Consider the following 20037-nt stretch of genomic DNA (forward strand, 5'->3'; position numbering starts at 1 on the left):
GTTGCCAACTGGCGTAACTTTGCGCAAAATGCCGCACATTCAATGGCAATCCTTATTCTTAACATGGCTACAGCATACTGAGGCAACCGGCGTCGCAGAGAATTAACTAATTGAAAAAATTAAAGATTAATTATCTGCTCATCGGCATAGTTACCTTGCTGTTAGCAGTGGCCCTATGGCCTTCTATCCCCTGGTTCGGCAAAGCCGAAAACCGTATCGCCGCGATCCAGTCGCGGGGAGAGTTGCGCGTCAGTACCATCGTCTCGCCACTGACCTACAGTAATATTAATGGCAAAATCATTGGCCTCGATTACGAACTCGCCCAGCAGTTTGCCAATTACCTGGGCGTGAAGCTCAAGATCACGGTACGCCAGAATATTAGCCAGTTGTTCGATGACCTGGATAACGACAATGCCGACATGCTGGCTGCCGGGCTGGTCTATAACAGCGAGCGTAGCAAGAGCTACCAACCCGGCCCAACTTATTACTCCGTATCACAGCAACTGGTTTATCGCGTCGGCAGCCCGCGTCCGCGCTCTTTGGCCGCGATTACCGAACAGCAGATGACCATCGCCCCTGGGCATGTGGTGATTGATGATTTGCGTGCGCTGAAAGAGAAGAAATACCCTGACCTTAGCTGGACGGTAGATGAAAAGCTGGGGACAACTGCACTGCTCGAGCAAGTTAAAGATAAAAAGCTCGCCTATACCATTGCCGATTCTGTTGCGATTAGCCTTTTCCAGCGTGTTCACCCTGAAATCGCGGTGGCACTTGATGTCACCGACGAGCAACCCGTCACCTGGTTTAGCCCCTTAGACAACGACCAGACTCTCTCAGCCGCCATGCTCGATTTCTTTAATTCGATGAATGAAGACGGCACGCTGGCGCGTCTGGAGGAGAAGTATCTCGGTCACGGAGAGGACTTCGACTACGTTGATACCCGCAGTTTCCTGCGCGCGGTAGACAGCGTTTTACCCGATTTACAGCCGCTGTTTGAGAAGTACGCGCAGGAGATCGACTGGCGACTGCTGGCTGCCATCTCTTACCAGGAATCGCACTGGGATACGCAGGCGACATCGCCAACCGGCGTACGCGGACTAATGATGCTGACCAAAAATACGGCGCAAAGTCTTGGCCTGAGCGATCGCACCGATGCGGAACAAAGCATCAGCGGGGGAGCGCGTTATTTACAGGACATGATGGATAAAGTGCCGGAAACCGTCCCGGAAGAAGAGCGTATCTGGTTTGCCCTGGCTGCCTATAACATGGGCTATGCGCATATGCTTGACGCGCGGACACTGACAGCAAAAACCAAGGGTAATCCGGACAGCTGGTCTGACGTAAAACAGCGTTTGCCGCTGTTAAGCCAAAAACCCTGGTACAACAAGCTCACTTACGGCTATGCCCGAGGGCATGAAGCCTATGCCTATGTGGAGAATATCCGTAAGTATCAGATAAGCCTGGTCGGTTATCTGCTGGAGAAGGAAAAAGAGGCGAGCGAGGCAAAACAGCTCGCGCAAAGTTATCCAGTCGTGTTACCGGATGAAGTTAATCGTCCGACGGCTTCAATTCTGCCTTTTGTTGCTTTTTCTGCTGCCGGCGCATTCGAAAGAAGTCACTTAACAGTCCCGAACACTCTGGTGCAAGTACCCCACCGATAGTCTGTACCTGGTGATTCATTCCAGGATGGCCCAGCACATCCATTAACGACCCCGCCGCCCCGGTTTTTTCATCCCGCGCACCGAATACCAGCGTCCCGATGCGGCTATGTACCATCGCACCGGAACACATGACACAGGGTTCTAGCGTGACATACAGCGTAGTATCGAGCAGACGATAGTTTTGTAGTACCAGGCCGCCCTGGCGTAGCGCCATAATTTCGGCGTGCGCGGTAGGATCGTGGCGACCGATAGGGCGATTCCACCCTTCACCAATCACCTGATTATTGTGAACCAGAACAGCACCGACGGGGACTTCGCCCTCGTCCCAGGCACGTTTAGCCAGCGTAAGCGCATGGCGCATCCAGTATTCATGAGTGTGTTCAAGGTCGGACAACGATTAATACTCCAGTCTGAAAAGCGGGCGCATTATACACACCCGCTATGGTTAACTCTATTCCAGTTGCTGAAGTTCGCCGGTTTGCGTGACACGCCAGCGGTGCTGGCAGAAATAGAGCAGCGGGTTATCCTGCTTACTGTCGCTATAACCGCTGTAAAGGCGCAGAGGTGTGCCGATTTTTTTCTCCAGTTGGACGACCTTCTCATGCCCCAGGCAGCGCATCGTCAACACCCATCCGCCATAGCCGCGCGCAATCTGCGTCGCGATGAGGTTCACGTGCGCCAGCCAGGCGGAGTCCCCGTATACCCGCTCCACCAGCGGTTGCGGAGAACCGGTGATGAGCCAAATATCTGCGTCACTGGCAGCCAGGTAGCGCGTCAGGCGATCCTGAACGGCCGGGAATGCTGTCACGTGTTCACGAAACCAGCGGACAAAATCGTCTTCAATTTGCTTAAGTCGAGCCTCACGGTGACCAAAAGTACATCCCCATAACAGGAGACTCATCGGCCAACGCGCCGCACGCCCCTTAATCAACAACGCAATTGCGATGACGGGAAGGAGAAGCAGCACGAGCAATGCATTCAACGGAAGACGCCGCAGCAGGTAACGAATAAAACTGCCAAACATATCCTGCTGATGTAACGTGCCGTCCAGATCAAAAAAGACAACACGACGCTCGTGATTAACCAAACCTTTACTCCTCCGGATCGTTAAAGCCTAACAGCCAGGTAAACAAGAACCCGGCGATCACCGCTACCAGATAGCCTAACAGATAGAGCATCACTTTTCCGGTCACGATGGTTAATGCCAGAGGCAACCCCGATATACCAAAGGTGATCACTGTTGCCACCTTCCAGTAACTGATCAATGCCCCACCAACCGCACCGCCGAGACATGCAGCGAGAAAGGGTTTACCCAACGGTAACGTCACACCGAAGATCAACGGTTCGCCAATGCCGAGTAGCCCTACCGGCAACGCCCCTTTGATCACCTTTTTCAGCCGCTGATTGCGCGTTTTCATCAGGACAGCGATGGCAGCACCGACTTGTCCGACACCTGCCATCGATAAAATCGGCAGAAGCGCGTTATACCCATGCGCCTGAACCAGTTCGACGTGAATCGGCACAAGCCCCTGATGCAAGCCCGTTAATACCAGCGGCAGGAATGTCCCGGAGAGTACAGCCCCAACCAGCAAACCACCGCGGTCGATAGCCAGAGAAGCACCGTGCGCAATGGCTTTAGAGATCCATCCCCCCAGTGGTTGCAGGGCGACAATAGCCACACTACCGGTGATCAGTGTGGTCAGAAGCGGGTTAAGGATCAGCTCAATTGAGCCAGGCAGCAGGCTCCTGAGCTTTTTCTCGATCCACCACATCAAAACCACGACCAGCAGAACGGCAATAACACCACCTCGCCCTGGCTGAAGTGCCTCACCAAACAGCGTGATTTGCGCGAGTTGCGGGCTGGAGAGAATGCCCGCCATTACACCGCCCATCGCCAGCGAGCCACCAAAAACTTTTGCGGTATTGACCCCAACCAGAATGTTCATAATGGCAAACACAGCGCTGCCAAAAATACCTAATATGCCCAACAGGTTAGGATAATGTGTCGCAAAATCCCCGACGATATCCGGGCGTTTAAGAATGTTAATGATCCCGGTAATCAGTCCCGACGCAATAAACGCCGGAATAAGCGGAATAAAGACGTTAGCCAGTTGTCGAAGGGCATCGCTCATCGGGGCTTTGTATTTGGCTTTGACCTGCGCTTTGGTACGTTCAGCCTCGTCAAACGCCCCAGAGCCCTCACCTGCCATCTGCGCACGCATCGCATCAACAACCTGAGCCGCTTTGCCCGGCCCGACAATCAGCTGATGCTGCTGCCCTTGTTTGACATAGCCGCTGACGCCAGAAAGCGCCTTGAGACGCGCCAGATCAAGCTGTTCATCGTCCTGAACTTCCACCCGCACACGCGTCATGCAGTTTTCCAGACGCAGAATATTTTTCTCCCCGCCGATCCCCTGCAAAATGTCGCTGGCGAGCGCTGCTGTTTTTTCCATACACGCCTCTGAGGTTTTAGTTTTCTAACGCTGCCCGTAAGAATCCGTGGTGCGCATCGAGTTTTGCTCTTGCTGCGGTGGCATCCAGCCCGCTTAAGATCATCAAAATTGCCGGTTTCACGTCGTGATCCGTTTGTGCAAGAACCCTTTCCGCGTCTTCCCGGCTCGCGCCAGTGGCTTCCACCACCATGCGGCACGCTCTGTCCACCAGCTTGATGTTAGTGGCTTTCATATCCACCATCAGGTTCTGATAGACCTTGCCAAATTTCACCATCGCACCGGTTGAAATCATATTGAGAACCAGTTTTTGTGCCGTTCCTGATTTCAGGCGCGTCGAACCGGTAAGTGCTTCAGGTCCTACTACCGGAGAAATGGCGATATGTGCCACCTGCGCAATCGGTGACTCCGGATTACAGGAGATGGCTACCGTGGTACAACCGACCTGTTTAGCAAACGCCAGACCGCCAATAACATATGGCGTCCGCCCGGATGCAGCCAGACCGACAACAAGATCCTGCGATGTCAGGTTCAGATTTTTGAGGTCATCCTCACCCAACTGCTGGCTATCTTCTGCGCCTTCAACAGCCTTCAGAAGCGCACCAGGACCGCCGGCAATCAGCCCAACGACCAGACCGTGCGGCACACCAAAGGTCGGAGGGCACTCTGACGCGTCAAGCACGCCGAGTCGTCCACTGGTTCCCGCCCCCATATAGATAATGCGCCCACCCGCTTTTAGCGCCTCCGCTGCGGCATCGACCGCTTTTGCGACCTCAGGCAATGTCTCTTTCACTGCCTGCGCGACCAGCGTATCCTGTTGATTAAAACGGCTAACCAGCTCAAGCGTGGAGAGCGCATCCAGATCCATGGTGTGCGGGTTACGCGTTTCAGAAACAAGTGAACCAAGATTCATTTTTTTACCTCAAGAATTTTTAATTCATAATAATCACACTATAATGGAATATAAAATTCATTCAGGCGAGCAAATTTCTTTATTGCTGCGGTAATCACATTTTCGCCAGGAGACCGTATGAACTGTTTAATTCGCATTCGCCAGCGCTATGCAGGCTTTGCCCAGAGCGACAAAAAACTGGCGGACTTTCTGCTTTCGCAGCCAGATCATGCCCGACACCTTAGCTCTCAGCAGCTGGCAAGCGAGGCTGGAGTCAGCCAGTCCAGTGTGGTGAAATTCGCCCAAAAAATTGGCTTTAAAGGATTCCCCGCACTGAAATTGGCTATCAGTGAAGCGTTGGCAAGCAATCCCAACCCTCAGTCTATGCCGCTGCATAATCAGATTCGGGGTGATGATCCCATGCGTCTGGTGGGCGAAAAGCTCATTAAAGAAAATGTGGCCGCTATGCACGCCACACTCGACGTGAACAGTGAAGAGAAATTACTGGAAAGCGTGGCAATGTTGCGCGCCGCTCGGCGGATTATCTTGACAGGTATTGGAGCGTCAGGCCTGGTGGCACGTAATTTTGGCTGGAAGCTGACCAAAATTGGCTATAACGCGGTTGTCGAACATGACATGCATGCGTTGTTATCCACTGTGCAGGCGATGGATCCTGACGATCTGCTGCTGCCCATTTCATATTCCGGCGAGCGCCGCGAGATCAATCTTGCGACAGATGAAGCCCTGCGTGTAGGCGGGAAAATTCTGGCCATCACCGGTTTTACCCCTAATGCTCTGCAACAGAGAGCAACCCGCTGTCTGTACACCATTGCGGAAGAACAGGCCACGCGCAGCGCTGCTATTTCATCCACCAGTGCACAGATGATGCTCACCGATCTACTGTTTATGGCACTCGTTCAGCAAGATCTTGAACATGCGCCAGAGCGCATTCGTCACAGTGAGGAGCTGGTAAAAAAACTGGTCTGAACAGGGAATGAGCGTATAATGCCCGCCCTGTTTGTGTTGCTTCTGAGAAATTCCTGATGGCGCTGTTAATCACCAAAAAATGCATCAATTGCGATATGTGCGAACCCGAATGCCCTAACCAGGCGATTTCGATGGGTGATAGCATTTATGAGATTAACAGCGACCGTTGCACCGAATGCATCGGCCACTATGAGACGCCAACCTGCCAGAAAGTGTGCCCTATCCCGAATACTATTCTGAAAGATCCGGCACATATGGAAAACGAAGAGCAGTTATGGGACAAGTTTGTCCTGATGCACCACGCGGATAAGCTTTAACTTTCGATAATTACCGTCGCGCAGGCGTAATGCCGCTCATCCGCAAGTGTGACGTGCATATGCGCGACCCCAAGTTTATCCGCCAGCTTTTGCGCTTCACCCCATAAACGTAAACGGGGTTTGCCCAGCTCATCGTTAAACACTTCGAACTGATTAAACGCCAGACCGTTTCGAATACCGGTTCCGAACGCTTTGGCTGCCGCCTCTTTTACCGCAAAGCGCTTTGCCAGAAAACGCACCGGCTGTTGGTGCGTTTCCCAGATGGCCCATTCATTGTCACTTAACACGCGTCTCGCCAGTCGCTCGCCACTACGGGCAATCACCGCTTCAATACGAGCAATTTCAACGATATCCGTGCCTAAGCCCAGAATAGCCATTACTTACGTGCTTCCAGCATCAGGCGTTTCATTTCAGCAACCGCCTCTTTAAGGCCACTTATTACCGCACGACCCATAATCGCATGACCAATGTTCAGTTCATGCATCTCTGGTAGCGCGGCGACAGGTTTGACGTTGTGGTATGTCAGGCCGTGCCCGGCATTCACCTTCAGACCGAGGCTTGCGGCATAGGTTGCAGCTTTAGCGATACGCTCCAGTTCTTTTGCCTGGCTGGCATCATCCTTTGCATCGGCATAGCAACCCGTGTGGATTTCAATGTACGGTGCGCCCACTTCTGCAGCCGCTTTGATCTGCTCGGAATCGGCATCAATAAACAGGGAAACCAGAATGCCTGCATCGGCCAGACGTTTGCAGGCATCGCGCATTTTATCGCGTTGCCCGGCCACATCCAGACCGCCTTCAGTGGTCACTTCCTGACGCTTTTCTGGCACCAGGCAGCAAAAATGCGGTTTGGTTTCACAGGCAATCCCCAGCATCTCTTCGGTGACGGCCATTTCCAGGTTCATGCGAGTATCCAGCGTCTGACGCAGAATACGGACATCGCGGTCGGTGATATGGCGGCGATCTTCGCGCAGGTGAACAGTAATGCCGTCGGCGCCAGCCTGCTCCGCGATAAACGCCGCCTGAACCGGATCAGGATAAGCAGTGCCGCGCGCATTACGCAGCGTGGCAATATGATCAATGTTGACGCCTAACAGTAATTCAGCCATGACAATCCTCGGTTTTCTTGTGTTTCTACGATCTAACGTTTCGGCATAAACTGCCTAAATAATTCGCGGCTCTTTAAGGGCTTGCCACCAAGATACGGCTTGAGTGCAATTCGGGTAAAGCGTTTTGCCGCTCTCAGGGTATCGACGTCAGGAAACTCTCGCTCATACAACGCCCTAAGCTGTCGCCCGGTAAACGTACTGTTATCGATAACGATACTGGCGATAAAGCCCTTTTCCTCGCGATAACGGTAAGTCATGGTGTCATCAACCGGTTCGCCGCTACCCGCACAATGCAGAAAATCAACGCCGTATCCCAAATGCCCCAGTAAGGCCAGTTCGAAACGCCGTAGAGCAGGTTCAGGCGTGCCTGTTGCACCCGCCAGAGCCTGGATACAATGCAGATAATCGAAAAAAAGTTCAGAGAAGCGGGTCTCATGTTCAAGAACGCGTGAAATGAGCTCATTGACATACAGACCGCTGTAAAGCGTGATACCAGAAAGGGGGAGTGCAAGAGAAACCGCTTCGGCACTGCGCAACGTTTTAACTTCTCCGCGACCGCCAAAGCGAACCAGCAGCGGAGTGAAAGGTTGTAATGCCCCCTTCAGGTTAGAACGTTTGGAACGTGCGCCTTTAGCAACAAGGCGCACGCGACCTGACTCTTCCGTGAAGACATCCAGCATAAGGCTGGTTTCGCTCCAGGGACGACTATGCAATACAAAGGCGCGCTGCCATCCTTCCATCATACTCGTCGTCTTTCAAGTTGCAGGTGCGTTGTCTGTGCCCGTGCACCCCACTCACTTACTGAAGTAAGCTCCCGGGGATTCGCGGCCTTGCCGCCTTCCTGCACCTCGAAAGCCATAGAGCATGAAAACTACTGGTCTTCGCCGTAACCGAGGCTGCGCAGAGCACGCTCATCATCGGCCCAGCCAGATTTCACTTTCACCCACAGCTCCAGGTGAACCGGTGCTTCAAACATGTCCATCATGTCTTTACGAGCTTCAATACCGATGGTTTTGATCTTGGCACCTTTGTTACCAATCACCATCTTCTTCTGCCCTTCACGCTCAACGAGGATCAGACCGTTGATATCGTAACCGCCACGCTCGTTGCTCTGGAAACGTTCGATCTCAACGGTAACAGAATACGGCAGTTCCGCGCCCAGGAAACGCATCAGCTTTTCGCGGATGATTTCAGACGCCATAAAGCGCTGAGAGCGGTCAGTGATGTACTCTTCCGGGAAGTGATGAATCGCTTCTGGCAGATGCTTACGCACGATGCCAGCGATGGTATCGACGTTCAGACCGGTCTCTGCTGACAGCGGTACGATGTCGAGGAAATTCATCTGGCTACCCAGCCATTGCAGATGCGGCAGCAGGTCAGCTTTTTCCTGTACGTTGTCCACCTTGTTGACAGCCAGGATAACCGGCGTTTTACCATCGCGCAGTTTGTTCAACACCATTTCGTCGTCAGGCGTCCAGCGAGTACCTTCAACAACGAAAATCACCAGTTCGACATCGCCAATCGAACTGCTCGCCGCTTTGTTCATCAGGCGGTTAATGGCACGCTTCTCTTCCATATGCAGGCCTGGGGTATCAACATAAATAGCCTGATACGCGCCTTCAGTATGGATCCCCACAATGCGGTGACGCGTGGTCTGCGCCTTACGAGAGGTGATAGAAATCTTCTGCCCAAGCAGATTATTCAACAGGGTGGATTTACCAACGTTCGGACGTCCGACGATGGCAATAAATCCGCAATAGGTTTTTTCTTCGCTCATTCCAGCTCCAGCATTTTTAACGCCTGTTCGGCGGCAGCCTGTTCAGCCTTGCGTCGGCTAGAACCTGTGCCAACCACCGGTTCACTCAGGCCACTGACCTGGCAATGGATGGTAAATTCCTGATCGTGGGCTTCGCCACGCACCTGCACCACCAGATAGGATGGCAGTGGGAGATGACGCCCCTGTAAATATTCCTGCAAACGCGTTTTCGGATCTTTTTGTTTATCGCCCGGGCTAATTTCATCCAGACGACTCTGATACCAGTTCAGGATAAGCTTTTCTACGGTCTGGATATCGCTGTCCAGGAAAACGCCACCGATTAATGCTTCGACAGTATCGGCAAGAATAGATTCACGGCGGAAACCACCGCTCTTCAACTCGCCCGGACCAAGGCGCAGGCACTCACCCAGTTCGAATTCACGTGCGATTTCAGCAAGGGTATTCCCTCGTACCAGCGTTGCTCGCATACGGCTCATATCACCTTCGTCCACACGCGGGAAACGGTGATAAAGCGCGTTTGCAATCACGAAACTTAAAATGGAGTCACCTAAAAACTCGAGACGCTCATTATGTTTGCTGCTGGCACTGCGATGGGTTAATGCCTGTTGCAACAACTCCTGATGATGAAAAGTGTAGCCCAGCTTCCGTTGAAGCCGATTAATTACGATGGGATTCATGCGATACCAATAGAATAAATGCGTCAAAAATTCAGCACACGAAACCGACCTGAGAAAAACCAACGCGGTTTCGTGTGCCGTGGCACCCTTGCAGGGCCAACCTTAAACTTCGGGGGAATATTCTATACACAACGACAAGGGATGTCGTTAGTTCGAAGAGATTTATCACTTAAATAATTCGCGTAGCCGCCAATAAGCGCAGCTACGCGTTCATTTATTGAGAATTAATGGATTCCGCCAATGCGATTTAAGCGAACACCGGTCGGCCATTCGCCTTCCTGTTTCTCAAAACTCATCCAGATTCCGGTTGCTTTGCCTACCAGATTCGCTTCCGGCACAAATCCCCAGTAACGGCTGTCCGCAGAATTATCACGATTATCACCCATCATGAAGTAGTGTCCTGGCGGTACGATCCAGGTTGCCAGTTGCTGACCCTGTTGCTGGTAATACATCCCCAGTTGGTCCTGTGCAATCGGTACGGTCAGAATACGGTGAGTCACATCTCCCAACGTCTCTTTGCGCTCGACCAGGCGAATACCGTTTTCTTTGGTTTCACCTTTCGGTACCTGGAAGAAGCCGCTGGTCGCTTCCCCGCCATTACGGCGGGCAAAGGTCTGCACAAAATCACTCGGTTCAACGTTCGAGTAAGTGATTGGCAACGCGTTTTCACATGCGGTTCCGGAACTGCAGCCCGGCTGAACAGTGACTTCCTTCGCAACCGGATCATAAGTGACTTTATCGCCCGGCAGACCTACCGCACGCTTGATATAATCAAGACGCGGATCTTCCGGATATTTAAAGACCACAACATCGCCGCGTTTTGGGTGACCCGTTTCAATCAGTGTTTTCTGGTAGATCGGATCTTTAATGCCATAGGCAAATTTCTCAACCAGAATAAAATCACCAATTAACAGCGTTGGCATCATTGAACCCGATGGGATCTGGAAAGGTTCGTAAATAAACGAACGTACCACCAGAACTATCGCCAATACCGGGAACACTGAAGCACCCGTCTCCAGCCAACCCGGCTTTGGACCCACTTTCTTCAGCGTTTTTTTATCCAGTTGATCGCCAGTGGCTGCCTGCGCGGCAGCCTGACGCTCACGACGTTTCGGGGCGAAAATAAACGTATCCAGACACCACAACAGACCCGTCACCAGCGTCGCGATGACCAGGATCAGGGCAAACATGTTCGCCATGACAACTCCTTAAGGATTATTTGCCGTCTTTACCTACATGCAGAATGGCGAGGAACGCTTCCTGCGGCAGTTCAACGTTGCCGACCTGCTTCATGCGTTTCTTACCATCTTTCTGCTTCTGCAGCAGTTTTTTCTTACGGCTGACGTCACCACCATAGCATTTCGCCAGAACGTTTTTACGCAGCTGTTTTACCGTTGAGCGAGCAATGATGTGGTTGCCAATCGCCGCCTGAATTGCGATATCGAACTGCTGACGCGGGATCAGCTCTTTCATCTTCTCAACCAACTCACGGCCACGGTATGGTGCGTTATCATTGTGGGTGATCAGCGCTAATGCATCGACGCGATCGCCGTTAATCAACACATCCACACGCACCATGTTGGAGGCCTGGAAGCGTTTGAAGTTGTAATCCAGCGATGCATAACCGCGCGAGGTTGATTTCAGACGGTCGAAGAAGTCAAGAACCACTTCTGCCATCGGAATTTCATAGGTCAGCGCAACCTGGTTACCGTGGTAAACCATGTTGGTCTGTACGCCACGTTTTTCGATGCACAGAGTGATCACGTTGCCCAGGAATTCCTGTGGCAGGAGCATATGACACTCGGCAATAGGCTCACGCAGCTCAGCAATATTATTCAGTGGTGGCAGCTTGGATGGGCTATCGACGTACACAATTTCATTGTTGGTCGTCTGCACTTCATACACTACGGTCGGCGCTGTCGTGATCAAATCCAGATCGTATTCACGTTCCAGACGTTCCTGAATGATCTCCATATGCAGCAGACCAAGGAAGCCACAGCGGAAGCCGAAGCCCAGCGCCGTTGAACTTTCTGGTTCGTAGAATAGAGAGGCATCGTTCAGGCTCAGCTTGCCGAGTGCATCACGGAAGTTTTCATAATCGTCAGAGCTAACCGGGAACAGACCAGCATAAACCTGAGGCTTCACTTTTTTGAAACCAGGCAGTGCTTTATCCGCTGGGTTACGGGCCAGCGTCAGGGTATCCCCCACAGGAGCACCCAGGATGTCTTTGATCGCACAAACCAACCAGCCAACCTCACCGCATTTCAATTCGGTACGGTCAACCTGCTTCGGCGTGAAGATCCCCAGACGGTCAGCGTTATACACCTGTCCGGTACTCATCACTTTGATTTTATCGCCTTTACGCATCGTGCCATTTTTAATACGAACCAGCGACACAACACCCAGGTAGTTATCAAACCAGGAGTCGATGATCAGCGCCTGTAACGGCGCATCGGGATCACCCTCTGGTGCTGGAATATCACGCACCAGACGTTCCAGTACATCAGGAACACCAACACCCGTTTTCGCCGAGCAACGTACAGCATCAGTAGCATCGATGCCGACAATATCTTCAATTTCTTCGGCAACACGTTCTGGATCGGCTGCAGGCAGGTCGATTTTATTCAGTACGGGCACGACTTCGAGATCCATCTCCATCGCGGTATAGCAGTTTGCCAGGGTCTGCGCTTCTACGCCTTGCCCGGCATCAACCACCAGCAGCGCGCCTTCGCAGGCCGCAAGCGAGCGGGAAACTTCATAAGAGAAGTCAACGTGGCCTGGGGTGTCGATAAAGTTCAGTTGATAGGTTTCACCATCTGCCGCTTTGTAATCAAGCGTGACGCTCTGAGCTTTAATGGTAATACCACGTTCGCGTTCCAGGTCCATGGAGTCCAGAACCTGGGCTTCCATTTCACGATCAGACAGGCCACCGCAAATCTGGATAATACGGTCAGACAGCGTCGACTTACCGTGGTCAATGTGAGCAATGATCGAAAAGTTACGTATGTTCTTCATATAGTTAAATAATTATGCCTTACGAATTCCTGGAGGCCGCTGTTCTTAGCCTGACGTTTTTCAGTGCGAAAACGCAGCATTCTACACTACATCCCTGTAACCAGGAAATGCTCTTAGAGCCAAGCATAGCGTGAGGAAAGCGTGTTTTCTTTTTTGAGATGTAAAAAATGATAAAGCCCGAAGAAATTATCGGGCTTCGGAAGAGAGCGTTTCAACGCGAAGCTGGTCTGGTGCGAGTGCAACACTCAGAATGATGGGTTGCCATTCTTCGCGAGCGGCAAGCTTATGGGAAAAACCACGAGCCAGCCAAAAACCGCCCACTCCACCCAATACTGCACCACTCATCGCCGCAAGGTCCGTACCAAAAAGCATCTGGAATATCCCGCCCATGGCGAACAATCCCACAAGCGGAGAAAGATAAACCAGCATTGCAGAACCCAGCAAACTTCCTTCTGCAATACCCAGTTCGACTTTCTGCCCCTCAACCAGCGGCTGTTCGCTCGGAACTGAAATGGTGTGCGTCGTTTGTGGCCCTAACTTATTCAGCACACGGCTCCCGCATCCAGCTTTGGAAGCGCAGCTGTTACATGAGGCTTTCACATCACAGCTGACCAGTGCAACACCATCCCGCCATGACACAACGGTAGCCCACTCTTTAATCATTGTGCTGCCCTGAATTTAATGCTGTCTGCAATGCGCTTCGCTGTTTGCGGAGGAAGTTCACCCACGACAGTGATCTCTGCGTTATCACGTACTGTCGTACTCACCGTCCGACGTCCGGTTCGCAGCATTTGCTCAGAACTGTTCGCGGTTGCGCGGTTGATGTTCACTGAGAAACTGAACAGTCCGTCAGAATAGAGACGTGACTCAACTGGTGTTTCAATAGTGGGTAATTGACGACGACTGCTGGAAACTTCGCTAAAACCTTGTGGGATCCAGGATGGGACCCAATTAAAATTAACGGGATCACCTGCAGGAACAGACAAAAGCGGAGGCAGGCTGGCTTTGGCCAGCTTCTGCATGCTGTTGCCCACTTGATTATTAACGTTAAAGGAGATCACGCGGAACTGCTCCAGCGTCTCACCATCACGATCGAGTAAATCGACACGCATGGGAAGCTTAGTTTCTGCATCCATCCAGACAATATAGCTGTAACGCGTACCATCTCTGGCAACGACACGCAGCACTTCACACAATCTGTCTGCAATCCGCGTGCGACCTACTGAGATAAAATCATAGTAAGGCGCAAGACGCTTAAAATCGGTATAGATAAGCGATGGAAGGGAATCAACGATGTAGTCGCCATTTAACGTGAAGGGCTCAAGGCCTGGTTCAAAATAGCTTATTTCGTTACCACGCTGAACAACTTCACGGCGTGGGCCATCCATCTGTAACAGCTGGGCTAGTGGCTGATTATCAAGACGGGCATGGCGGTAGCGTAACGACTCTACACCCTGCTTGTTGATGCTGATAAAAGCCAATTCGTAATTGAGTGACTGGCTGGCCTGATTCATTTGCTGCAACAACGCCCCGGACGAAACATCAGCCGAGGCGTTGACAGAGAAGAACAGGCTACCCGCCATCAGAGACATGGCGAACCAAAGTTGCTTCATTACTGCGATTGCGTTCCTAAAGTTTGGTTTCCGGGCACTTGCACTGCAGCTTGCTGAGTCTGTGCCTGCTCAAACTGAAGCTGTTCCGAGTGCAGGCGACGCTGCAACTCATAATCCTGCAACATCGCATTAATGCGACGGCGCTGCTCTTGTACCTGCTGTTGTTGACCGCCGCTTGCCGACGCATCTGCTGGTACACCCAGGCTTACCGGGCTGGCTTTGCCCATCATCGGCAGTGTATTAAACACCGGCGCTTCAGGCTGCTGATTAACTTCAGACTGAGTATTATAGTGCTGGACGCCAACGATAACTGCAAGCGATACGCATGCAGCGACCCCCATTTGGGTGAGTTGACTTGCCCACGGACGCATTTTCTTCCAGAACGGCATTTTCTGCCACTGGTGAGGTGCGGGTTGAGCTTCAGGAATCAGCGAAGAGGTCTGATGAACAGGCTCATTCTCAATCGCCGCCATTACGCGTGCTGAGATATCGAAATGGAGAACCTCGCCGGTATCACCCCGTAAGGTGTCACGGATGAGATGATAGCTCTCCCAGGTCTCTTGCATTTCGGGAGAATGAGACAACTCATTGAGCAGCTCACTGTCCAGCGTTTCACCATCCATTAAAGCGGAAAGTTTTTCTTTCTGCATGCCTAATACCTTTTCCAGTATCCCGCTATCGTCAACGCCTGATAAGCGGTTGAACTTTATTATCAATAGCCTCGCGCGCACGGAAAATTCGCGAACGAACCGTACCGACCGGACAATCCATGATAGCGGCTATCTCTTCATAGCTCAGGCCATCAAGCTCCCGTAACGTAATTGCCATGCGTAAATCTTCCGGGAGCGACTCGATCGTGCGAAAAACTATTTGTCTCAGTTCTTCTGACAACATTAAGTTCTCAGGGTTCGAAATTTCTTTCAGTGCACCGCCACTTTCGAAGTTTTCGGCTTCGATTGCATCCACATCACTTGACGGTGGACGACGCCCCTGAGCGACCAGATAATTCTTTGCTGTATTTACCGCAATGCGATACAGCCAGGTATAAAAAGCACTATCTCCCCGGAACGAATCCAGCGCACGATAGGCCTTAATAAAAGACTCTTGTACGACATCAGGGACATCCCCTGATGGTACATAACGGGATACCAGACTCGCCACTTTATGCTGGTAGCGTACCACCAGTAAGTTAAAGGCTTTCTGATCTCCCTTCTGGACCCGTTCAACCAGGACCTGGTCCGTTAACTGCTCGCTCATCCGAGGTAAAGTCTCCCCAAACCTAAATTCCACGCGTTATCGAAACGCCACTCTAAAAACATTGCACTTTGAGCAAGCACCGACTTAGAGTGTCTGTTCTTCAATAAGTTCCGCCACGCATTTGTTTTTGTTAACCGTGCCGCAGACTGTTCATTTTCTCTCATTATAAGTCTGTTCACGATACGTACCCACTTTCTCTTAAGACACAACTCATATACCGCCAGCAGAGTAACGCAACACAGGCTTTATTTCATCACAAAATCTGAAGCTAACGATCTGCTTCGCAAAATATTTTCGTTCATTTACCCCTTTTTTACTTTTGCTATCGCGTTTAGTCACCTCAACACCACTCAAAAAAAACGTGCGATATCTCCCAGTCAGGTGCTATTCTGGCCAAACACTGTTTAGTAAATTAAACAAACATCATGAACACAACTCCAGAACTTAACTGTGATGTCCTAATCATCGGTAGCGGTGCTGCCGGGCTCTCACTGGCTCTTCGTCTGGCTGAACACCAACGTGTCATCGTGCTCAGTAAAGGTCCTATGAGTGAAGGCTCAACCTTTTACGCACAAGGCGGGATTGCTGCCGTGTTTGATGAAACGGACAGCATTGCCTCACACGTTGAAGATACGCTGATTGCCGGAGCAGGGATTGTTGATGAGCATGCGGCTGAATTTGTCGCCAGTAATGCGCGTCACTGCGTGCAATGGCTCATCGATCAGGGCGTTTTATTTGATACGCAGGTCCAGCCAAACGGGGAAGAGTGTTATCACCTCACCCGTGAGGGAGGACACAGTCATCGACGTATCCTGCATGCTGCAGACGCAACAGGGAAAGAGGTTGAAACAACGCTGGTCAGCAAAGCGTTGAGCCACCCAAATATTCAGGTACTGGAGCGCAGCAATGCGGTTGATCTGATTATTTCCGATAAAATTGGTCTCCCCGGGACACGCCGCGTGGTCGGTGCGTGGGTCTGGAATCGTAATAAAGAGAAGGTGGAGACGTGTCAGGCAAAAGCTGTGGTACTGGCTACCGGCGGCGCATCTAAAGTCTATCAATACACAACGAACCCAGATATTGCCTCCGGGGACGGGATCGCCATGGCCTGGCGCGCAGGCTGCCGCGTGGCGAACCTTGAATTCAACCAGTTTCATCCCACTGCATTATTCCACCCGCAGGCACGTAATTTCCTACTAACTGAGGCCCTGCGCGGAGAAGGTGCTTACCTGAAACGTCCTGATGGCTCTCGTTTCATGCCAGATATAGACGCCAGAGGCGAGCTTGCCCCTCGCGATATCGTCGCCCGTGCAATAGACCACGAGATGAAACGCCTTGGCGTGGATTGTATGTACCTGGATATCAGCCACAAACCGGCAGAATTCGTTCGTCAGCACTTCCCAATGATTTACGAAAAACTGCTGAATCTGGGAATTGACCTCACCCGCGATCCGGTTCCGATCGTCCCTGCCGCACACTATACCTGCGGTGGCGTGATGGTTGATGACCATGGTCGTACGGATGTTGATGGACTGTACGCCATCGGCGAGGTGAGCTACACCGGTTTGCATGGCGCTAACCGCATGGCGTCAAACTCGCTGCTTGAGTGTCTGGTCTACGGGTGGTCTGCCGCGGAAGATATTACCAAACGTATACCTTATGCCCGTCAGGCAGCGCATTTACCCGCCTGGGACGAAAGCCGCGTAGAGAATCCCGATGAGCTTGTCGTTATTCAGCACAACTGGCATGAGCTACGACTCTTTATGTGGGATTACGTGGGCATTGTACGTACGACGAAACGGCTTGAGCGCGCACTTCGCCGTATCACGATGCTGCAACAGGAAATTGATGAGTATTACGCGAATTTCCGCGTGTCCAACAATCTGCTGGAGTTGCGTAACCTTGTACAGGTTGCCGAGCTGATTGTTCGCTGCGCCATGATGCGTAAAGAAAGTCGCGGTCTGCACTATACGCTGGATTATCCCGACACACTGGTTGAATCCGGCCCATCCGTGCTGTCGCCGCTTTCTCACATGAACAAGTAAAATGCCTGGGTCAGAGCAGTGTAATCTTCGGAATAACGCTGGTCTGGCCCACGAATGACCATTCTGTCGTTGAAGCACTCACCCTCTTTCGGTGAAAGTGCCAACAATACACGATGCGGCATCCGCCCTTCGGTATCAGCAATATCGGTTCGTAAACGTAAATACCAGCCAATCTCTCGCGCATAGTTAATAAACGTGTTACCCGTATTTTCAGGCAGCACAACGCAGAAAAAGCCCTCCTCCGAAATCAGGTTTGCCGCACAGGTTAGCAACGCCTGATGATCGAGCGAGTCGGTATAACGTGCTTGCGCACGTTCTGGCGTAGCGCATTCAACACCCGGTTCATAATAAGGTGGATTACTGACAATAAGATCGTAACGGGCGGTTTGTTCTGGTGTCCAGGCAACGATATCCGCGCACTCGACCTGAACACGGTCAGACCAGGGGGATTCCATCGCATTTTCACGAGCCTGCTCCGCCGCTTGCGCATCAAGCTCAACTGCATCGATCGTGACGTGGTTTTCGGTTCGCTGTGCCAGCATCAGTGCTAAAAGCCCACTTCCGGAACCAATATCCAGAATACGCTTAACACCCGCGACCGGAGCCCATGCACCCAGTAAGATACCATCTGTACCGACTTTCATCGCACAGCGATCGTGAGCAATAAAAAACTGTTTAAAAGTGAAACCATCGCGGCGCAACAGCGCTTTGGGTTGAGACATGTCAAAGCAACCTTCTAAGTGAAACTGGAGTAGCATAGGGGAAAGCGAAGTTGCCGAAAAGGGATATCCATACAAACAGATGAAGATTACAGCCGTAACGTCTATAATCAGCGCCCCACACAGAGGTAGAACATGACTGTAACGACTTTTTCCGAACTTGAACTCGATGAAAGCCTGCTCAATGCACTTGAGAGCAAAGGTTTTACACGCCCGACCGCCATTCAGGCCGCGGCCATTCCGCCTGCGCTTGAGGGCCGCGATGTGCTCGGTTCTGCGCCAACCGGCACGGGGAAAACAGCAGCCTACTTGCTGCCTGTGTTGCAGCATCTGCTCGATTTCCCGCGTAAAAAATCAGGCCCGCCGCGTATTTTGATTTTAACGCCAACGCGTGAACTGGCGGTGCAGGTTGCCGAGCATGCGCGTGAACTTGCAGCTAATACCCATCTGGATATCGCCACGATCACTGGCGGCGTTGCGTATATGAACCACGCTGAAGTCTTCAGCGAAAACCAGGATATCGTCGTTGCGACGACCGGCCGCTTGCTGCAATACATTAAAGAAGAAAACTTCGACTGCCGCGCAGTTGAAACGTTGATCCTTGACGAAGCCGATCGCATGCTGGATATGGGCTTTGCCCAGGATATCGAGCACATTGCTGGTGAAACGCGCTGGCGCAAACAGACAATGCTGTTCTCCGCAACGCTCGAAGGTGATGCGATCAAGGACTTTGCTGAACGCCTGCTGGAAGATCCAGTAGAAGTGTCTGCCACACCGTCCACCCGTGAACGTAAAAAGATCCACCAGTGGTACTACCGCGCGGATAATTTTGATCATAAATTTGCCATCCTGACCCATCTGCTCAAGCAAGATGATGCCACACGAACCATCGTGTTTGTTCGTAAACGCGAGCGTGTGCATGAACTGGCTGACAAACTCCGCTCAGTAGGGATTAACAACTGCTATCTTGAGGGCGAGATGGCACAAGTAAAACGTACCGAAGGGATTAAACGTCTTACTGAGGGGCGCGTAAACGTGCTGGTTGCTACCGATGTCGCAGCACGCGGTATTGACATACCTGATGTCAGCCACGTGATTAACTTCGACATGCCGCGCAGCGGGGATACCTACCTGCACCGTATTGGTCGTACCGGCCGTGCGGGCCGCAAAGGGACGGCAATTTCTCTGGTGGAAGCCCATGATTATCTGCTGCTGATGAAAATAGGCCGTTACATCGAGGAACCGGTAAAAGCCCGAGTGATCGATGAACTGCGTCCAACCACACGTCCGCCTAGTGAGAAGATGACGGGTAAACCGTCGAAGAAAGTTTTGGCTAAACGCGCTGAGCAGAAAGAGAAAGATAAAGAGAAGCCGCGTGTGAAGAAACGCCACCGTGATGCCAAAAACATTGGAAAACGCCGTAAGCCCAGTGGCACGACGCCAACATCACAAACTGAAGAGTAAAAAAAGCCGGGTGAAGACCCGGCTTTTTTATTTCGGTTACTTCTGACCAAAGACC

The 20037-nt window shown here is 51.8% G+C and carries 22 protein-coding genes; 5 read left to right on the forward strand and 17 right to left on the reverse strand.

All coding sequences use genetic code 11. The annotated features are described in order from the left end of the window. Positions 1-110 precede the first annotated feature (110 nt). The gene (gene mltF / locus GF617_RS09315) at positions 111-1661 is read left to right on the forward strand and encodes a membrane-bound lytic murein transglycosylase MltF (RefSeq protein ID WP_181620399.1); all 1551 of its coding nucleotides are present in this window, start codon (positions 111-113) and stop codon (positions 1659-1661) included. Here the strand turns inward: mltF and tadA are convergent. From tadA to murQ, 4 genes are read right to left on the reverse strand one after another with little or no spacing between them, the layout of a single operon-like run. Continuing rightward, positions 1549-2055, reverse strand: a complete 507-nt coding sequence (gene tadA, locus GF617_RS09320) for a tRNA adenosine(34) deaminase TadA (RefSeq protein ID WP_181620400.1) — start codon at positions 2053-2055, stop codon at positions 1549-1551. The genes mltF and tadA overlap by 113 nt on opposite strands. A 57-nt stretch (positions 2056-2112) precedes the next feature. Beyond that, positions 2113-2748 (reverse strand): phosphatidylglycerophosphatase C, encoded by a 636-nt coding sequence (gene yfhb, locus GF617_RS09325; protein ID WP_181620401.1) that lies wholly within the window; start codon positions 2746-2748, stop codon positions 2113-2115. Between the two features lie 4 nt (positions 2749-2752). Continuing rightward, positions 2753-4114, reverse strand: a complete 1362-nt coding sequence (locus GF617_RS09330; RefSeq protein WP_203451547.1) for a PTS transporter subunit EIIC — start codon at positions 4112-4114, stop codon at positions 2753-2755. 16 nt (positions 4115-4130) lie between these two features. Next, a complete protein-coding gene (gene murQ, locus GF617_RS09335) occupies positions 4131-5024 on the reverse strand; it encodes an N-acetylmuramic acid 6-phosphate etherase (protein ID WP_203451548.1) in 894 nt (297 codons plus the stop codon). A 117-nt stretch (positions 5025-5141) separates the two neighbouring features. On the opposite strand from murQ, the gene GF617_RS09340 reads away from it, so the two are divergent. Beyond that, positions 5142-5990 carry a MurR/RpiR family transcriptional regulator gene (locus GF617_RS09340; protein WP_181620404.1) on the forward strand — a complete coding sequence of 283 codons (849 nt, stop codon included), beginning with the start codon at positions 5142-5144 and terminating at the stop codon, positions 5988-5990. Between the two features lie 56 nt (positions 5991-6046). After that, positions 6047-6307 (forward strand): YfhL family 4Fe-4S dicluster ferredoxin, encoded by a 261-nt coding sequence (locus GF617_RS09345; RefSeq protein WP_181620405.1) that lies wholly within the window; start codon positions 6047-6049, stop codon positions 6305-6307. On the opposite strand, the gene acpS is transcribed toward GF617_RS09345, so the two are convergent. The 12 genes from acpS to rseD all read right to left on the reverse strand — a co-directional run bounded on the left by acpS (position 6304) and on the right by rseD (position 15918). After that, entirely contained in the window at positions 6304-6684 is a 381-nt protein-coding gene (gene acpS, locus GF617_RS09350) for a holo-ACP synthase (protein ID WP_181620406.1), read from the reverse strand. The genes GF617_RS09345 and acpS overlap by 4 nt on opposite strands. Next, positions 6684-7415 carry a pyridoxine 5'-phosphate synthase gene (gene pdxJ / locus GF617_RS09355; RefSeq protein ID WP_181620407.1) on the reverse strand — a complete coding sequence of 244 codons (732 nt, stop codon included), beginning with the start codon at positions 7413-7415 and terminating at the stop codon, positions 6684-6686. The genes acpS and pdxJ overlap by 1 nt, the downstream gene beginning before the upstream one ends. Positions 7416-7447: 32 nt before the next feature. After that, positions 7448-8155, reverse strand: a complete 708-nt coding sequence (gene recO, locus GF617_RS09360; RefSeq protein ID WP_181623817.1) for a DNA repair protein RecO — start codon at positions 8153-8155, stop codon at positions 7448-7450. A gap of 131 nt (positions 8156-8286) precedes the next feature. Then, positions 8287-9192 carry a GTPase Era gene (gene era / locus GF617_RS09365; RefSeq protein ID WP_181620408.1) on the reverse strand — a complete coding sequence of 302 codons (906 nt, stop codon included), beginning with the start codon at positions 9190-9192 and terminating at the stop codon, positions 8287-8289. After that, positions 9189-9869 carry a ribonuclease III gene (rnc, locus tag GF617_RS09370; RefSeq protein ID WP_010434072.1) on the reverse strand — a complete coding sequence of 227 codons (681 nt, stop codon included), beginning with the start codon at positions 9867-9869 and terminating at the stop codon, positions 9189-9191. Before rnc ends, era begins: the two co-directional genes overlap by 4 nt. A gap of 224 nt (positions 9870-10093) precedes the next feature. Beyond that, a complete protein-coding gene (gene lepB, locus GF617_RS09375; protein ID WP_203451549.1) occupies positions 10094-11068 on the reverse strand; it encodes a signal peptidase I in 975 nt (324 codons plus the stop codon). Positions 11069-11084: 16 nt separating this feature from the next. After that, positions 11085-12884, reverse strand: coding sequence for a translation elongation factor 4 (gene lepA / locus GF617_RS09380; RefSeq protein WP_181620410.1), 1800 nt, complete (start codon positions 12882-12884; stop codon positions 11085-11087). A 186-nt stretch (positions 12885-13070) separates the two neighbouring features. Next, positions 13071-13547 (reverse strand): SoxR-reducing system protein RseC, encoded by a 477-nt coding sequence (rseC, locus tag GF617_RS09385; RefSeq protein ID WP_181620411.1) that lies wholly within the window; start codon positions 13545-13547, stop codon positions 13071-13073. Beyond that, a complete protein-coding gene (gene rseB / locus GF617_RS09390) occupies positions 13544-14497 on the reverse strand; it encodes a sigma-E factor regulatory protein RseB (protein WP_203451550.1) in 954 nt (317 codons plus the stop codon). Before rseB ends, rseC begins: the two co-directional genes overlap by 4 nt. Further along, positions 14497-15147, reverse strand: coding sequence for an anti-sigma-E factor RseA (gene rseA, locus GF617_RS09395; protein WP_181620413.1), 651 nt, complete (start codon positions 15145-15147; stop codon positions 14497-14499). Before rseA ends, rseB begins: the two co-directional genes overlap by 1 nt. Positions 15148-15178: 31 nt before the next feature. Beyond that, on the reverse strand, positions 15179-15754 hold the full coding sequence (gene rpoE / locus GF617_RS09400) for an RNA polymerase sigma factor RpoE (RefSeq protein WP_000003307.1): 576 nt from the start codon (positions 15752-15754) through the stop codon (positions 15179-15181). Next, complete coding sequence (rseD, locus tag GF617_RS27440) at positions 15751-15918, reverse strand: rpoE leader peptide RseD (protein ID WP_309228233.1); 168 nt, start codon at positions 15916-15918, stop codon at positions 15751-15753. The genes rpoE and rseD overlap by 4 nt, the downstream gene beginning before the upstream one ends. Before the next feature lie 261 nt (positions 15919-16179). Here rseD and nadB point away from each other — a divergent pair, with 261 nt between their 5' ends. After that, entirely contained in the window at positions 16180-17799 is a 1620-nt protein-coding gene (nadB, locus tag GF617_RS09410; protein WP_181620414.1) for an L-aspartate oxidase, read from the forward strand. Here the strand turns inward: nadB and GF617_RS09415 are convergent. Further along, positions 17784-18521 carry a tRNA1(Val) (adenine(37)-N6)-methyltransferase gene (locus GF617_RS09415; protein ID WP_181620415.1) on the reverse strand — a complete coding sequence of 246 codons (738 nt, stop codon included), beginning with the start codon at positions 18519-18521 and terminating at the stop codon, positions 17784-17786. The two genes, nadB and GF617_RS09415, sit on opposite strands and share 16 nt — an antisense overlap. Before the next feature lie 132 nt (positions 18522-18653). Between GF617_RS09415 and srmB the strand changes: the two genes are divergently transcribed. Further along, entirely contained in the window at positions 18654-19982 is a 1329-nt protein-coding gene (gene srmB, locus GF617_RS09420) for an ATP-dependent RNA helicase SrmB (protein WP_181620416.1), read from the forward strand. Positions 19983-20037: the final 55 nt, after the last annotated feature.

The sequence above is a fragment of the Lelliottia sp. RWM.1 genome, assembly GCF_016859735.1.
GTDB lineage: Bacteria > Pseudomonadota > Gammaproteobacteria > Enterobacterales > Enterobacteriaceae > Enterobacter.

Coding starts and splice junctions, on each gene's coding strand:
- GF617_RS09330 (WP_203451547.1), bottom strand. CDS start 4,114: ATGGAAAAAACAGCAGCGCTCGCCAGCGACATTTTGCAGGGGATCGGC.
- murQ (WP_203451548.1), bottom strand. CDS start 5,024: ATGAATCTTGGTTCACTTGTTTCTGAAACGCGTAACCCGCACACCATG.
- GF617_RS09340 (WP_181620404.1), top strand. CDS start 5,142: ATGAACTGTTTAATTCGCATTCGCCAGCGCTATGCAGGCTTTGCCCAG.
- GF617_RS09345 (WP_181620405.1), top strand. CDS start 6,047: ATGGCGCTGTTAATCACCAAAAAATGCATCAATTGCGATATGTGCGAA.
- acpS (WP_181620406.1), bottom strand. CDS start 6,684: ATGGCTATTCTGGGCTTAGGCACGGATATCGTTGAAATTGCTCGTATT.
- pdxJ (WP_181620407.1), bottom strand. CDS start 7,415: ATGGCTGAATTACTGTTAGGCGTCAACATTGATCATATTGCCACGCTG.
- recO (WP_181623817.1), bottom strand. CDS start 8,155: ATGGAAGGATGGCAGCGCGCCTTTGTATTGCATAGTCGTCCCTGGAGC.
- era (WP_181620408.1), bottom strand. CDS start 9,192: ATGAGCGAAGAAAAAACCTATTGCGGATTTATTGCCATCGTCGGACGT.
- rnc (WP_010434072.1), bottom strand. CDS start 9,869: ATGAATCCCATCGTAATTAATCGGCTTCAACGGAAGCTGGGCTACACT.
- lepB (WP_203451549.1), bottom strand. CDS start 11,068: ATGGCGAACATGTTTGCCCTGATCCTGGTCATCGCGACGCTGGTGACG.
- lepA (WP_181620410.1), bottom strand. CDS start 12,884: ATGAAGAACATACGTAACTTTTCGATCATTGCTCACATTGACCACGGT.
- rseC (WP_181620411.1), bottom strand. CDS start 13,547: ATGATTAAAGAGTGGGCTACCGTTGTGTCATGGCGGGATGGTGTTGCA.
- rseB (WP_203451550.1), bottom strand. CDS start 14,497: ATGAAGCAACTTTGGTTCGCCATGTCTCTGATGGCGGGTAGCCTGTTC.
- rseA (WP_181620413.1), bottom strand. CDS start 15,147: ATGCAGAAAGAAAAACTTTCCGCTTTAATGGATGGTGAAACGCTGGAC.
- rpoE (WP_000003307.1), bottom strand. CDS start 15,754: ATGAGCGAGCAGTTAACGGACCAGGTCCTGGTTGAACGGGTCCAGAAG.
- rseD (WP_309228233.1), bottom strand. CDS start 15,918: ATGAGAGAAAATGAACAGTCTGCGGCACGGTTAACAAAAACAAATGCG.
- nadB (WP_181620414.1), top strand. CDS start 16,180: ATGAACACAACTCCAGAACTTAACTGTGATGTCCTAATCATCGGTAGC.
- GF617_RS09415 (WP_181620415.1), bottom strand. CDS start 18,521: ATGTCTCAACCCAAAGCGCTGTTGCGCCGCGATGGTTTCACTTTTAAA.
- srmB (WP_181620416.1), top strand. CDS start 18,654: ATGACTGTAACGACTTTTTCCGAACTTGAACTCGATGAAAGCCTGCTC.